At 72.5% G+C, this 14294-nt stretch carries 12 protein-coding genes; 8 read left to right on the plus strand and 4 right to left on the minus strand.

Going from position 1 to position 14294, the window contains the following annotated elements; all coding sequences use genetic code 11:
* Both ACGF2V_RS06900 and rsmH read right to left on the minus strand, forming a co-directional pair.
* The gene (locus ACGF2V_RS06900) at positions 1 to 567 is read right to left on the minus strand and encodes a septum formation initiator (RefSeq protein ID WP_362626810.1); all 567 of its coding nucleotides are present in this window, start codon (positions 565 to 567) and stop codon (positions 1 to 3) included.
* A gap of 49 nt (positions 568 to 616) precedes the next feature.
* The gene (gene rsmH / locus ACGF2V_RS06905) at positions 617 to 1582 is read right to left on the minus strand and encodes a 16S rRNA (cytosine(1402)-N(4))-methyltransferase RsmH (RefSeq protein WP_362626807.1); all 966 of its coding nucleotides are present in this window, start codon (positions 1580 to 1582) and stop codon (positions 617 to 619) included.
* A gap of 388 nt (positions 1583 to 1970) precedes the next feature.
* On the opposite strand from rsmH, the gene ACGF2V_RS06910 reads away from it, so the two are divergent.
* From ACGF2V_RS06910 to ACGF2V_RS06925, 4 genes are all read left to right on the plus strand, one after another.
* Positions 1971 to 2534, plus strand: a complete 564-nt coding sequence (locus tag ACGF2V_RS06910; RefSeq protein ID WP_362626804.1) for a carbonic anhydrase — start codon at positions 1971 to 1973, stop codon at positions 2532 to 2534.
* A gap of 304 nt (positions 2535 to 2838) precedes the next feature.
* On the plus strand, positions 2839 to 3882 hold the full coding sequence (locus ACGF2V_RS06915; RefSeq protein WP_362626801.1) for an AAA family ATPase: 1044 nt from the start codon (positions 2839 to 2841) through the stop codon (positions 3880 to 3882).
* Complete coding sequence (locus ACGF2V_RS06920; protein WP_362626798.1) at positions 3882 to 5249, plus strand: DUF58 domain-containing protein; 1368 nt, start codon at positions 3882 to 3884, stop codon at positions 5247 to 5249. Before ACGF2V_RS06915 ends, ACGF2V_RS06920 begins: the two co-directional genes overlap by 1 nt.
* Positions 5246 to 7660, plus strand: coding sequence for a DUF3488 and transglutaminase-like domain-containing protein (locus ACGF2V_RS06925; protein ID WP_362703890.1), 2415 nt, complete (start codon positions 5246 to 5248; stop codon positions 7658 to 7660). Before ACGF2V_RS06920 ends, ACGF2V_RS06925 begins: the two co-directional genes overlap by 4 nt.
* 156 nt (positions 7661 to 7816) lie before the next feature.
* On the opposite strand, the gene ACGF2V_RS06930 is transcribed toward ACGF2V_RS06925, so the two are convergent.
* Both ACGF2V_RS06930 and ACGF2V_RS06935 read right to left on the minus strand, forming a co-directional pair.
* Complete coding sequence (locus tag ACGF2V_RS06930) at positions 7817 to 8209, minus strand: DUF3040 domain-containing protein (RefSeq protein ID WP_362626792.1); 393 nt, start codon at positions 8207 to 8209, stop codon at positions 7817 to 7819.
* 311 nt (positions 8210 to 8520) lie between these two features.
* Positions 8521 to 9279, minus strand: a complete 759-nt coding sequence (locus ACGF2V_RS06935; RefSeq protein ID WP_362626789.1) for a methyltransferase — start codon at positions 9277 to 9279, stop codon at positions 8521 to 8523.
* 297 nt (positions 9280 to 9576) lie between these two features.
* Between ACGF2V_RS06935 and ACGF2V_RS06940 the strand changes: the two genes are divergently transcribed.
* The 4 genes from ACGF2V_RS06940 to ACGF2V_RS06955 all read left to right on the plus strand — a co-directional run bounded on the left by ACGF2V_RS06940 (position 9577) and on the right by ACGF2V_RS06955 (position 14285).
* Complete coding sequence (locus ACGF2V_RS06940; protein ID WP_362703893.1) at positions 9577 to 10488, plus strand: ATP-binding cassette domain-containing protein; 912 nt, start codon at positions 9577 to 9579, stop codon at positions 10486 to 10488.
* On the plus strand, positions 10460 to 12565 hold the full coding sequence (locus ACGF2V_RS06945) for a YhgE/Pip domain-containing protein (RefSeq protein WP_362626785.1): 2106 nt from the start codon (positions 10460 to 10462) through the stop codon (positions 12563 to 12565). The genes ACGF2V_RS06940 and ACGF2V_RS06945 overlap by 29 nt, the downstream gene beginning before the upstream one ends.
* 29 nt (positions 12566 to 12594) lie before the next feature.
* Positions 12595 to 13206: a TetR/AcrR family transcriptional regulator gene (locus ACGF2V_RS06950; RefSeq protein ID WP_362626782.1), complete on the plus strand. Its 612-nt coding sequence runs from the start codon at positions 12595 to 12597 to the stop codon at positions 13204 to 13206.
* 407 nt (positions 13207 to 13613) lie between these two features.
* Positions 13614 to 14285 carry a DUF4126 domain-containing protein gene (locus tag ACGF2V_RS06955; RefSeq protein ID WP_362703896.1) on the plus strand — a complete coding sequence of 224 codons (672 nt, stop codon included), beginning with the start codon at positions 13614 to 13616 and terminating at the stop codon, positions 14283 to 14285.
* The last annotated feature ends 9 nt before the right edge of the window (positions 14286 to 14294 follow it).

Genomic DNA, 14294 nt, shown 5'->3' on the forward strand with positions numbered 1-14294 from the left:
TCACCTGCCGGGGCTCGTCGGAGGCTGGCCCGCCGGGGTGCGCGGCCCGGTGGACGGATTCGGTGTGGCGCCCATGGGGGTGACGCCCGTGGGAACGGCCGTCGCCGAGGGGGCGGGCGAGGCCGGTGCCCGGCCGGCCGCCGGCGCTGTCGCGGAAGTGGTGACGACGGGCTTGCGCGGCGGCTCGGGGATCGGTTCGGCGGTGGCCTCGTCGGGCAGGCCCCGCACCTTGCCGTCCGGGCCGAGGAAGGCGGGACTGCCGCCGGGCACCATGCCCAGTTCGCGGGCCCGCCGCTCCAGCGCGTCCGGCCTGGAGAGGCCGTCGACGTCGTGCTGGAGGGCCTGCTCCTCGTCGGTCAGCTCGGTGGTCCGCTTCTTCAGCTCGCTCAGCCTGAACGATCCTTCGTTGATGGCCGAGTTGAGCATCAGGAGCGCGATCAGGCCACCGCTGAGGAGCAGGACGACGAGCAGGACGAAGGGAGTGCGGGCCGCTGTGCTGGGCCCGGACGGCATCAGCCGGGCGAGCCGCGCGGCCCGCCCTTTCATCTGCCGGGCCGGTCCGCTCACCGTGCCGCCCCGGTCGTCGCCGATGTCCGGGCCCCCGGGCGCCCGGCGCTCATCGCTCGTCCTCGCGGATCCGCTCGGCGCCGCGCAGCCGGGCCGGGGCGGCGCGGCGGTTCTCGGCGACCTCCTCCTCCGTGGGCAGTTCGGCGCCGCGCGTCAGGAGCTTCAGCCGGGGCTGGTAGCGCTCCGGCACGACGGGCAGACCGGGCGGTGCCGTGGTGGCGGCGCCCGCCGCGAAGACCTGCTTGACCAGCCGGTCCTCCAGCGAGTGGTACGAGAGGACGGCGATGCGTCCGCCGACCGCGAGGCTCCGCACCGCTGCCGGGATGGCCCGCTCCAGGACGGCCAGCTCACCGTTGACCTCGATGCGCAGCGCCTGGAACGTGCGCTTGGCGGGGTTGCCCCCGGTGCGCTTGGCGGCCTGCGGCAGTGCGTCACGGATCAGCTCGACAAGCCGGGCGCTGTTGCTGAACGGCTCCTTCTCGCGCTCGCGCACGATCGCCGAGACGATCCGCTTGGCCTGCTTCTCCTCGCCGTACGCGCGAAGGATCCGGACCAGTTCGCCCGGCGGGTAGGTGTTGAGGACCTCGGCGGCGCCGATCCCCGTCGTCTGGTCCATGCGCATGTCGAGCGGCGCGTCCTGGGCGTAGGCGAAGCCGCGGTCGGCCTCGTCCAGCTGCATGGAGGAGACGCCGAGGTCGAACAGGACGCCCTGGACCTTCGGGACGCCGAGCCTGGCGAGCACCTCGGGCAGTTCGTCGTAGACCGCGTGCACCAGGGTGGCCCGGTCGCCGTACGGGGCGAGCCGCTCGCCGGAGAGCCGCAGCGCCTCCTTGTCCCGGTCGAGGGCGATCAGCCGTGCCGAGGGGAAGGCGGAGAGCAGCGCCTCGCTGTGCCCGCCGAGGCCGAGGGTGCAGTCGACGACCACGGGATGCTGCGGCTGAGGCGCCTCCAGAGCAGGGGCCAACAGGTCCAGGCACCGCTGGAGCATCACCGGGACGTGTCGGGTCTGGCTCATGCGCCCTCTCAGGCTCAGGTCCCGCGCGGCGGACGTACGGCCGGGTCCCCGCCCGCTCGGAAGGGGAGGTCGTCCGGCGCCGGGGAAGGGGCGCCGGGCGACCGTCGAACGGGAGAGGGCCGGACCGTACGTACGCGGCACACGGGGGAATTCCACGGAATGTGCGGGGTGTCGTAACTTCCCGTCACTTTAGTCCACCCTGCCATTCGATCGATTCCCGATCAATCAGCCGGACAACGCGTCGCCCGGCCCCTCGTCCACCTGGTTGTTCACCCGGCGGAATGAACTGTTGTGAGACTTGTGGGTTACCTCACAACAGTAGTCGTTGGCGTTCTTTGTCCTCTTCCACAGCACGACGCGACCCGCCACGGAAGATAACGTCGTAGCCATGTCGACTTCCGCGCACTCCCCCGCCGGGCCCTCCGCTCCCGCTGCCGCCCCGGACCGCACCGGGGGCACGGTCACCGACCGCCTGGTCGAGGCGAACGTCCGGTACGCCGCAGGTTTCGAGGACCCGGGCATGGACGCCAAACCGGTCCTGCGCGTCGCCGTGGTCGCGTGCATGGACGCCCGGCTCGACCTGCACGACGCGCTCGGTCTCGCGCTCGGCGACTGCCACACCATTCGCAACGCGGGCGGTGTGGTCACCGACGACGTCATCCGTTCGCTGACCATCAGCCAGCGGGCGCTCGGCACCCGCAGCATCGTCCTGATCCACCACACGAATTGCGGTCTGGAATCGATCACGGAGGAATTCCGCCAGGAACTGGAGGCGGAGGTCGGACAGCGTCCGGTCTGGGCCGTGGAGGCGTACAAGGACGCTGATCAGGACGTGCGGCAGTCGATGCAGCGCGTGCGCACCTCGCCGTTCCTGCTGCACACGGATGACGTCCGCGGTTTCGTCTTCGACGTGACGACCGGTCTGCTGCGCGAGGTGCTCCCCGTCTCCTGACCGCCGAAACCGCCTCCTCCCTGGCCGACCGGACCGTCTCCCTGCCACCCGGACGACCTCCTGTCACCTCGGACGCCCATCGATCCCGATGAAACCCATCGAACCCGACATACCGCCCCGAGTTGTCCACAGGCGAGTGACACCAAGCGGTAACGGCACAAGAATGCGCGTGTGACATCCCGCCGGACGTTTCCGGTGAGGTGTCCGTTTTTCGGGGTGGGCCGGACCGCCACGCGCGCATTCGGTCCGTGAATGGGGTATCCCCCGCTCCTGGTGGGCGCGGGACAGGGCCGAGGAGGGCCGGGTGACGACCTATGACGATCGAGCGAGCCTCACAGATCTGACCGCGATCACGGAGCGGGTGCGCAGGTCGGTGGAGAGCGTGATCGAGGGAAAGCCCGAGGTCGTGCGGCTCTCGCTGACCGTGCTGCTGGCGCAGGGGCATCTTCTCATCGAGGACGTCCCCGGGGTCGGCAAGACGATGCTGGCCAAGGCGCTGGCCCGGTCCGTCGACTGCTCGGTGCGGCGCATCCAGTTCACACCTGACCTGCTGCCCTCGGACATCACCGGTGTGTCCGTCTTCGACCAGCAGCGGCGCGACTTCGAGTTCAAGCCGGGCGCGATCTTCGCGCAGGTCGTGATCGGCGACGAGATCAACCGTGCCTCGCCGAAGACGCAGTCGGCGCTGCTGGAATCGATGGAGGAGCGTCAGGTCACCATCGACGGGCAGACGTACGAGCTGCCCGACCCGTTCATGGTGGTGGCCACCCAGAACCCGGTGGAGATGGAGGGAACCTACCCGCTGCCCGAGGCCCAGCGCGACCGGTTCATGGCACGGGTGTCGATGGGCTACCCGAGCGCCGAGGCGGAGCTGCGGATGCTCGACGTGCACGGCGAGCTCTCGCCGCTCGACGATCTGCGGCCGGTGGCCCACGCCCATGAGATCGCGAAACTGATCGAGGCGGTACGGACCATCCACGTGGCCGAACCCGTGCGGCGCTACGCCGTGGAGCTGGTCGGGGCCACGCGCGGCCATCCCGACCTCAGGCTCGGCGCGTCGCCGCGCGCCACCCTGCATCTGCTGCGCGCGGCGAGGGCCTCGGCGGCGCTGGCCGGCCGCGACTACTGCCTGCCGGACGACGTGCAGGCGCTGGCGGTCGCGGTGCTCGCGCACCGGCTGCTGCCGACGGCACAGGCCCAGCTGAACCGCCGCACCGCCGAGGAAGTCGTGCGGGACATCCTCGGGCGGACACCGGTGCCGTCCGCCGACGGTGGTGTCCGGATGCCCGGGAGCCGGCCGGGCCGTCCGGCGTACGACCGGACGCGGTCCGGCGCGCGGCGGGTGTGATGGCCTACGGGGGGCCGGGCCCCAGGGACGACGGCGGGGGCGGCTCGCGGGCCGCGCTGAGCGGGCTGACCACGCGCGGGCGGTCGTTCCTCGCGGCCGGTGTCGCCGCGATGGTCTGCGCGTACGTGCTGGGCCAGGCCGATCTGCTGCGGGTCGGGCTGCTGCTCGCCGCCCTGCCGCTGGTGAGCGTGGTGGTGCTCGTCCGCACGCGCCACCGGGTCGCGGGCACCCGTCGGCTCGCGCCGTCCCGGGTCCCCGCGGGCACGGAGGCCCGGGTCCACCTGCGGATGGAGAATGTGTCGCGCCTGCCGACGGCGCTGCTGATGCTCCAGGACCGGGTGCCCTACGTGCTCGGGCCGAGGCCCCGGTTCGTACTGGACCGGGTGGAGCCGGGCGGGCGGCGCGAGGTGTCCTACCGGGTGCGGTCGGATCTGCGGGGACGCTACCCGCTGGGACCGCTGCAGTTGCGACTGAGCGACCCGTTCGGCATGTGTGAACTCACCCGCCCCTTCAGCGCGTACGACACGCTCGTCGTCGTACCGCGGACGGAGCCGCTGCCGCCGGTGCGGCTGGCGGGCGGGGCCCCGGGGTACGGCGAGGGGCGGCAGCGGTCGGCTGCCCTCGCCGGCGACGACGACGTCATTCCGCGCGGCTACCGGCACGGCGACGACCTGCGCCGGGTGCACTGGCGCTCGACCGCGCGGTACGGGGAGCTGATGGTGCGCCGCGAGGAGCAGCCGCAGCGCCCGCAGTGCACCGTGCTGCTGGACACCCGGCGGACCGCGTACCGGGGAGCCGGACCGGATTCCGCCTTCGAGTGGGCGGTGTCCGGCGCGGCGTCCGCTCTGGTCCACATGCTGGAGCAGGGCTTCTCGGTCCGGTTGCTGACGGACGACGGGAACGCCGTCCCGGGTGCGGCCGCGGGTGGTCTCGCGGGTTCGACGCACGAGTCCGCCGAGGCCGCGAGCCTGCTGATGGACACTCTGGCGTTGATCGGCCACTCCGACGGGACCGGTCTGTCGCGCGCGTACGACATGCTGCGCGACGGCGACGGGCTGCTCATCGCGTTCCTGGGGGCTCTGGACGAGGAGCGGGCGGCGGAGGTGGCCCGGATGCGGCGGCGCAGCGCGGGTGCTGTGGCGTTCGTGCTGGACGGCGCGGACTGGGAGACCGGCGACGTCCCGCCGGCGGGAGCGCGGGAGGCGTTCGAGCGGCGGTTGCGGCTGCTGCGCGAATCGGGCTGGACGGCGGTCGCGGTGGGGCCGGGGACCAGCCTCGCCGAGCACTGGCGGCGGGCGGGACGGCCGGGGGCGACGGACGGGCCCGCCGCCGTCGGCACGACGGGTTTCTCCGGGGGGTGGTCATGAGCGGTCGTGGTCGGCTGACGCTGTGCGGCGTCGCGGCGACGCTGCTGGCGGCATGCTCGCTGCTGCCGCTGGTCGAGCCGGCGGCGTGGATCCTGCCCGCCGCGATCCTGCTGGCGGTACAGGGCGGGGCGGGGGCGCTGATCCGCCGGGCGCCGGTGCCCCGGACGCTGGTCGTCGTCGCGCAGGCACTGGTCGTGCTGGTCCTGTTGACGCTGGTGTTCGCCCGGGAGCAGGCGGTGGCCGGTGTCCTGCCGGGCCCGGAGGCACTCCGGCGGCTGGCGCATCTGCTGGTGTCGGGCGCCGAGGACGTCGGGAGGTACGCCACGCCCGCACCGGCGACGGACGGCATCCGGCTGATGCTGATCGGTGGCGTGCTGCTGGTCGGTCTGCTGGTGGACGCGCTCGCCGTGACGTTCCGCAGCGCGGCACCGGCCGGTCTGCCGCTCCTCGCGCTGTTCTCGGTCGCGGCGGGGCTGTCCGAGGGCGGAGCGGACTGGCTCCGGTTCCTGCTGGCGGCCGGTGGCTATCTGCTGCTCCTGCTGGCCGAGGGCCAGGACCGGCTCTCCCAGTGGGGGCGGGTATTCAGCGGTGGCGCCGGATCCCGGGGCGGTGCGGGCGGCGGCGTGTTCTCCGGCGACCGGCCGACGGCCCCGGTCCGCACCGGGCGCCGCATCGGCGTGCTGGCGCTGGGGGTCTCCCTGGCGGTACCGGCGGCCCTGCCCGCGCTCGACGGCGGTCTGCTGACCGATGCGCGGTCCGGGAACGGCAAGGGCGGCGGCACGGTCTCCGCGGTGAATCCCCTGGTGTCGATGCAGGACGACCTGACCCAGGCGGACAACCGGCAGGTGATCTCCTACCGCACCGATTCCCGGGATTCACAGGGCTTCTATCTGCGGATCCTGGCCCTGGACACGTTCGACGGGAGCGAGTGGCGCCCCTCCACGCGCCGGCTGCGGGACGTACCGAAACGGCTCCCGACCCCGGAGGGTCTCGGCCCGGACGTCAGGGTCACCGAGATCAGGTCGAGCATCTCCGCCGCCCCTTCCTACCGGCAGACCTATCTGCCGCTCCCCTACCCCGCGACCGAGGTCGCAGTCGGCGGGAAATGGCGGTACGAACCGGCTGGGCGGACGCTCGTCGGGGACCGCGGCGAGACGACGGGCGGCGCGCAGTACCGGGTCTCCAGCCTGGTGGTCCGGCCGACCGCCGGTCAGCTGGCCGCGGCGGGCGTCGCGCCGCCCGCCCTGCGGCAGGAGTACACCCGCCTCCCGCGGTCCCTGCCGAAGGTGGTCCACGAGACCGCGGCCAAGGTGGCGAAAGGCGCCGACAACGACTACGAGCGCGCGGTGAAGCTGCAGGACTTCTTCGCCTCGGCCGGCGGTTTCGCCTACGACACCTCGGTCGACTCCGGCACCGGGAGCACCGCGATCGTCCGGTTCCTGAAGGACAAGCGGGGTTTCTGCGTCCACTTCTCGTTCACGATGGCCGCGATGGCCCGGACGCTGGGGATTCCGGCGCGGGTCGCGGTGGGCTTCACCCCCGGTACCCCACAGCCGGACGGTTCGATGTCGGTGGGGCTGCGTGACGCTCACGCCTGGCCCGAGCTGTACTTCGAGGGCATCGGGTGGACGCGTTTCGAGCCGACCCCCACACGGGGCACGGCCCCGTCCTACACGCTGCCGGACGCCCCGAGCAGCGAGGCGTCCGCCCCCGCCGTGCCGGAGAGCGGGCCCTCGGCGGTCCCGAGCGCCGAACCGTCCGTCGCGGACGACTGCCCGGCCCCGATGCGCAAGCAGGGCGAGTGCGGCAGCTCGACGGCTCCGGGCGCGGCGGTTGCGACGGACTCGGGGACGCCCCCGGGCACCGTTCTCGGCCTGGCCGCGATCGTCCTGGTGGTTCTGGGGCTGCCGGTGCTGCCCCTGATCTGGCGGCTCCGGGTGCGCAGACGGCGGCTGGGCTTCTCGGCCGGACGGACACCGGCGGACACGACGGCCAGGACACTGGCGGCCTGGCGGGAGGTCATCGACACCGCGTGGGACCACGGGATCGGACCCGACGACTCCCTGACACCGCGCAAGGCCGCCGACCGCCTGGTACGACTGGGGCGGCTCGGCCCCGAGGCGTCAGCCGCGGTGCACCGGGTCGCTGGGGCGGTGGAGCAGGTTCTCTACGCCCCGCAGCCCCGGCACGACACGGGGATCGCCGGGGACGTGGAGACGGTACGGGCCGGGCTTCGGGAGTCGGCCGGTTGGCGGCCGCGAGTCCGCGCCGTCGTGGCGCCGCGCTCGGCTGCTCGGGTGGTCCGTGCGGCGTCGGAGCGCCGGGCGTCGGTCGGCGAGGGGTGGGCGGCGAGGCTGCGCCGGATCCGGTGGACGGGCCGACTGCACCGGCCGTCCCGTCGGCGGGCATGACGCCCCCGGGTGCCGTCCTCTGCGATGGCGCCCCCGCCGACAGGGCGCGAGCACGGACGAGGGGCGGCCGCGATGTCGCGGTCGCCCCTCGCTGAGCGTTTCCGGGCCGTGACGCGCGCCAGGCGTCGCACGGCAGGCGGCAGTTGAAGGCGGGACCTAGTGGCCCTGTTCGTCGCGGCGGCGCTGCCACCGCTGCTCGATCCGGTCCATCACCGTTCGACGTTGCCTGGGTCGACGGTTCGTACCGCCGGCTCCGGCCGCCGGATGCTCTCCCGGCTTGGGCGCCTTGCGCCAACCAGTGACCGCGAGGACCGCGCAGCCCAGCATGACGAGGAATCCCACCACGCCGATCCAGATCTGCTGGGCGACCATTCCGGCCATGAGGAGCGCGATACCCACAAGGAAGCCTGCGACCGCCTGGTAGACCCGTCGCCGGGTGTACGTACGCAGCCCGCTTCCCTCGAGCGCTGTCGCGAACTTGGGATCTTCGGCGTACAGCGCTCGCTCCATCTGCTCGAGCATTCGCTGCTCGTGCTCCGAGAGCGGCACGGAGTCCTCCTCGTCGTCGGCCGCGGGGGGCGGCCGGTCTGCGGCCCTTCCAGGATAGGCAGGGAATCGCCCCCGTGAAACCCGCCCTCTTTGTCGCACAGCCAGTCCGGGCCGCCACGAAGGATCGGCTGTTGAGGCGTAGATTCCCCGACCTGCGATCCGTCATGCCGGATGCTGCGCTCCGATCATACGGGGCCCGGCCCCCGATCGGGCGTCCCGGGACGTACTCCGTCTGCGGCTGCGTTCCTGATCAGCCATGCCGCGGCCGGGTCACCACCTGCGGCCGACTTGCGGCCGTCCGCGAGTGGTGCTCAGGCGCGCTTCGTACCCAGGACGTGCAGCTGCGTCGCCACCGAGTGGAACGCGGGCAGCTCGGCGGCGGCCGCCTCCAGCTTGAGCAGCGCGTCCATGGCGCCGGGCTCGGTGTCCACCAGGACGCCCGGCACCAGGTCGGCGAAGACCCGTACGCCGTGGACGGCCCCGACCTCCACGTCCGCCGCGGAGACCAGCTCGGTGAGCTGCTCGGCGGTGTAGCGCCGGGGTACCGGGTCTCCCGTGCCCCAGCGGCCCGCCGGGTCGCTGAGCGCCTGCCTCGCCTCGGTGAAGTGACCGGACAGCGCCCTGGCCAGGACGGCACCGCCGAGCCCGGCCGCGAGCAGACTGAGGGCGCCGGACGGGCGGAGCGCCTCGACGGCGTTGCGGACGCCCTCGGCGGGGTCGTCCACGTACTCCAGGACCCCGTGGCACAGGACCGTGTCGAAGCCGCCGCGCTCGACCACCTCGAACAGGCCGTGGATGTCGCCCTGGACCCCCCGGACGCGGTCGGCGACCCCGGCCTCGGCGGCGCGGCGTTCCAGCGCGAAGAGCGCGTTGGGACTGGGGTCGACGACGGTGACGCGGTGGCCGAGGCGGGCCACCGGCACCGCGAAGTTTCCGGTGCCGCCGCCGGTGTCCAGTACGTCCAGGGCGTCCCGGCCGGTCGCCTTGACCTGGTGGTCGAGGGCGTCCTTGAGGACCTCCCAGACCACGGCGGTACGGAGGGAGGCGCGGGGGCGCAGCTGGTCCGACACGGCAGTTGACTCCTCGGCACGGTGCCGCCGTGGACGGCGGAGCGTGAACAGTGCAGGTGGTACGGGTGCTGTCCACCTTATTGCCTCGTGCCGCCGTCGCCGTCATCGCGCGTCGGGCCGACCTCTTTGGGGGGCTTCGGCAGGACCGGCTGGAGCACCAGCATCCGTTCACGGCGAGCACCGCGGGGGCGGTGCGCAGGGCCGCGAGGTGGGCGGTCGCGCCCGCGTTTTGCCTCGGTCCCGAGTCCGGGATAATCTTTTTGAACTGACTAGTCAGTTCAAAACAAGGGAGAGCCAGTGGACAGCCCGCACGGGGCAGCCGTCACCGCCGGGGCCCTCGGACTCAAGGGGTCGCGCGGCTGGGCCTTCCGAGGCGTGGACATCGAGGCCGGGCCGGGGTCGCTGGTGGCGATCGAGGGACCGTCCGGCTCCGGCCGCACCTGCCTGCTGCTCGCGCTCACCGGCCGCATGCGCCCCACCGAGGGCCGGGCGCAGGTCGGCGGACTGCGTCTGCCGCGCAAGATGGCCGCCGTGCGCCGGATCAGCGCGCTGGGCCAGGTGCCCGGGGTCAACGAACTCGACCCGGCCTTCACCGTCGCCGAGCACCTGCGCGAACAGGCTCTGCTCCGACACCGCTACGACGGGGCGCTGCGTGCCCTGCTGCGCCCGCGCGCCGAGCGCGTGGCCGCCGCGCGCGGACGCATCGAAGCGGCGCTCGAGGTCGCCGGGCTCGACCCCGCCACCCTGCCCAAGGGCGAGCGGACCTCCGTACGGGATCTGGAACGGCTGGAGGCACTGCGGCTCTCCATCGCCCTCGCCCTGATCGGCCGGCCCCGGCTGCTCGCGGTGGACGACACCGACCTCAAGCTCTCCGACGCCGAGCGCGTCCGGGCCTGGGACCTGCTGCGGTGCATCGCCGACGACGGCACCACCGTGCTCGCCGTGTGCAGCCAGGCGCCCGAGGGCGCCGTCACCGTACGGACCGACGCCGCGGTCGCACCGGCGGACACGCGGAGCACCGCGGCCGGTGAGACCCCGGCCGCCGGGACCACGCCGGGAACGACGACGGCCGCCGCGATCAGCACGGGGACGACCGCGGCCGCAACGACCACCACCGACGGGCCCGCGACCGACGAGACCTACGCCGACGGGCCCGCGACCGAGGAAGGACGACCGGCCGATGCGTTCGCCGAAACTTGCCGCGCTTGAGCTGAGGCGTTTCGGCCGGGGGAAGCTGCCGGTCGCCGCGCTGATCGCGCTGCTGCTCCTGCCGCTGCTCTACGGCGCCCTGTACCTCTGCTCCTTCTGGGACCCGTACGGCCGCCTCGACAAGATCCCCGTCGCGCTCGTCAACAACGACAAGGGCGCCACCGTCGCCGGGAAGCGCGTCGCGGTCGGTGACGAGATCACCGGCGAACTCCTCGACTCCAAGACCTTCGAGTGGCACGAGGTGAGTTCCGCCGAGGCCCACAAGGGCGTGGAGAACGGCACGTTCTACCTCTCGCTCACCATGCCGTCGGACTTCAGCGAGCGGATCGCCTCCAGTTCGGGCGACTCCCCCGAGACCGGCGCGCTCCAGGTGCGCACGAACGACGCCAACAACTACATCGTCGGGCAGATCTCCCGCTCGGTCTTCTCCGAGGTGCGTACCGCCGCGTCGACCAACGCCTCCCGGACCTTCTACGACCGGATCTTCATCAGCTTCTCCGACCTGCACGACGCGACGGCGAAGGCCGCCGAGGGCGCCGACGACCTCAAGGGCGGCATCGGCAAGGCGAAGAAGGGCTCGCAGGATCTCGCCGACGGGCTGAAGAGCGCCAAGAACGGCAGCAGCAACCTGGCCGGCGGGATCGTCAAGCTCGACAAGGGCGCCGGGGACCTGGAATCCGGCTCCCGGCAGGTCGCGAACGGAACCCAGGCACTGGCCGACAAGGTCAACGGAGCGGCGTCCCACGTACGCCCGTTCCTGAAGGACAACGGCGAGTCGATCGGCGACACCGCCCGTCTGGTCGCCGACTCCGCGCAGACCGTACGGGACAACCTCGACCGGCTGGTGGAGGAGGCGCCCACCGCGTCCACCGCCGCCCGCACCGCTTCGAACGACCTGGCCGAGGTCTACCGCACCACGTGCACGGAACAGCAGCCCGCCGACGCCGCCGATGCTTCCGCCGCCTCCGCCTGTCCGTCGCTGAAGCGCGCGAAGACCGCCGCGGCCGATGTCGCGAAGGTCGCCGACGACGTCGACGTGCTGGTGACGAACGAGAACGGGAAGCTGAAGAAGCTGCGATCCCAGCTGACAACGTTGCAGCGGCAGGCCGACGACCTGGCCAAGAGCGCGCCGCGCCTGGACGAGGACCTGAAGTCCGCCGTGGAGAAGGTCGACGCGCTCAACACCGGCGCCCACAAGGTCGCCAAGGGGGCCAACGAGCTGCACACCGGCCTCACCACGGCCAGGACCGGTTCCGCCGACCTCGACACCGGCGTCGGCGACCTCAAGAAGGGCGCCACCGACCTGGACAGCGGACTGATCCGGCTCGGCGACGGCTCGACGAGCCTGGCCCAGGGGCTCAACGACGGCGTCGGAATGATCCCCGACTACGACGAGAAGGACCGCGAGGCGCGTTCGCAGGTCATGGCAGACCCGGTGCAACTGGCCTCCAAGTCGCTGCACGCCGCCCCCAATTACGGCACCGGCTTCGCCCCCTACTTCATCCCGCTGTCCCTCTGGGTCGGCGCGATGGTGGCGTACATGCTCATCCAGCCGCTCAACCGGCGGGCACTCGCCGCCGGGGCCTCCGCCTGGCGGATCGCTTTCGCGGGCTGGCTCCCGGTGGCCGCGATCGGCCTGCTCCAGGTCGCCGCCCTGATGTCCGTACTGCACTGGGGACTTGGTCTCGAGATGGCCAGGGCCGCCGGGACAATCGGCTTCCTCGCGCTGGTGACCTGCTGCTTCGCCGCGATCGTGCAGTGGCTCAACGCCCAGTTCGGGGCAGCGGGACGCATCCTGGTGCTGGCCGTGCTGATGCTCCAGCTGACCTCGGCCGGGGGCACGTACCCCGTGCAGACGAGCCCCGGGTTCTTCAACGCGATCCACCCCTATCTCCCGATGAGTTACATCGTCGACGGGCTGCGCAGGCTGATCACGGGCGGCGGGCTCGGCCCGGTCTGGCAGGGCTCCGCGGTGCTGCTGGCCTTCACTGCGGGCGCGCTCGCCCTGACCGCGTTCGCCGCGCGCCGCAAGCAGGTGTGGACCCTGGACCGGCTGCATCCGGAGCTGAGTCTGTGAGCGCGCCGGAACCTGTGAGAATCAAGGGCATGGAAAGCAGCAGCGGCACGCGCCGCCAAGCCACCCGGCAAAAGCTCTACGAGGCGGCTGTGACTCTCATCGCCGAGAAGGGTTTCTCGGCGACCACGGTGGACGAGATCGCCGAGCGCGCCGGGGTCGCCAAGGGCACGGTCTACTACAACTTCAAGAGCAAGACCGAGCTCTTCGAGGAACTGCTGCGCCACGGCGTCGGGCTGCTCACCGCGTCGCTGCGCTCCGCGGCCGAGGGGACGACGCAGGGCGGCGGCACCCGGGTCGAGGCCCTGGACGCGATGATCAGGGCGGGTCTGGTGTTCATCGACCGCTACCCGGCCTTCACCCAGCTCTACGTCGCGGAGCTGTGGCGCACCAACCGGGCCTGGCAGTCGACCCTCCTGGTGGTACGTCAGGACGCGGTGGCCGTGGTGGAGGAGGTGCTGCGCGAGGGGGTGGAGCGCGGTGAGCTCAGCGAGGAGATCGACATTCCGCTGACGGCCGCCGCCCTGGTCGGCATGGTGCTGGTCGCGGCCCTGGACTGGCAGGCGTTCCAGCCGGAGCGGTCGATCGACGACGTGCACTCGGCGCTGTCGCTGCTGCTCCACGGGCGGGTCAGCGGGCGCTGATCCGCCCGTCGCCCGGCGGGTGCGCGAGGACATCAGCCGGTGCGCGAGGACGCCGGTCCGGTGAGGCCCGGTCATCCCGGGCCCGCGCCGGGCCGGCGTCCTCCTCGCTGCCGAAGAGCCCTTCTCCCTGGCCGCGTTCTCCCCCGTGGCCCTGGACTCTCCTTCGTTCCCCCCGTACTCCCCTCGTTTCCCCCGTACTCCCCGGTCCGGAAGGAGTGCCGCGCCCGTTCCGCCGCCCCGTGTCGGCGGTGCCGCGCGCCGCGCTCCTGTCCGTGCGTTCCACTCTTCCGCCGCGCGGGCGGGAACCCATCCGCGCACCTACTCATCTCACCGCCTAGGTACGGATACTCACGTCCGCGCCCGGAACCCCGCCCGGGACCGGGACCCGTCTGGTTACGATCACGTCCGTGTCCGTACTCCCCCTGGTGTTCACGAGCGGCTGGGCGAGCGGGATCAACGCCTACGCGGTGGTCCTGCTGCTCGGCGTCTTCGGCGCGACCGGGCTCTTTGACGAGGTACCCGCGGCACTGCAGCGCACCGACGTCCTCGTCGTGGCCGGCGTGCTGTTCCTGTGCGAAACGGTGGCGGACAAGATCCCGTACGTGGACTCGGTCTGGGACTCGGTGCACACCGTCGTCAGACCGGTCGCCGGGGCCGTCGTGGCGGCGCTGCTGGCCGGCGAGAGCGGTTCGCTGCCCGAGATCGCCGCCGGTGCCGTCGGCGGTTCCACGGCGCTGGTCAGCCATCTGGTGAAGGCGGGCACCAGGATGGCGGTCAACACCTCCCCCGAGCCGTTCAGCAACGTCGCGGTGAGCGTCGCCGAGGACCTGGGCGTCGCGGGGATCCTCGTCTTCGCCCTGTTCCACCCGCTGGCGGCCGCGGCCATCGCCGCGACGCTGCTGCTGCTCGGCCTGGTGACCATGATCTTCCTGGCCTCCCGCATCCGCCGGTTCCTGCGCCGCAGGGCCCAGCGCCGCCAGGAGGGACGCCTGTCCGGGGCGGATACGCACGGACCGCCGGTCCGGGTCGCGCGGGAGGCCGTGAAGGACACCGGACCGCGGATTCGTGAAGGCCGCTGAACCGGCTGC

Origin of the sequence: Streptomyces sp. NPDC047982, assembly GCF_043204165.1 — a bacterium.
In the GTDB taxonomy this organism is placed as follows: domain Bacteria; phylum Actinomycetota; class Actinomycetes; order Streptomycetales; family Streptomycetaceae; genus Streptomyces.

Excerpts from the sequence above, each read along its gene's own strand:
- ACGF2V_RS06920 (WP_362626798.1), top strand. The coding sequence starts at position 3,882 with ATGGCCTACGGGGGGCCGGGCCCCAGGGACGACGGCGGGGGCGGCTCG.
- rsmH (WP_362626807.1), bottom strand. The coding sequence starts at position 1,582 with ATGAGCCAGACCCGACACGTCCCGGTGATGCTCCAGCGGTGCCTGGAC.
- ACGF2V_RS06910 (WP_362626804.1), top strand. The coding sequence starts at position 1,971 with ATGTCGACTTCCGCGCACTCCCCCGCCGGGCCCTCCGCTCCCGCTGCC.
- ACGF2V_RS06925 (WP_362703890.1), top strand. The coding sequence starts at position 5,246 with ATGAGCGGTCGTGGTCGGCTGACGCTGTGCGGCGTCGCGGCGACGCTG.
- ACGF2V_RS06950 (WP_362626782.1), top strand. The coding sequence starts at position 12,595 with ATGGAAAGCAGCAGCGGCACGCGCCGCCAAGCCACCCGGCAAAAGCTC.
- ACGF2V_RS06945 (WP_362626785.1), top strand. The coding sequence starts at position 10,460 with ATGCGTTCGCCGAAACTTGCCGCGCTTGAGCTGAGGCGTTTCGGCCGG.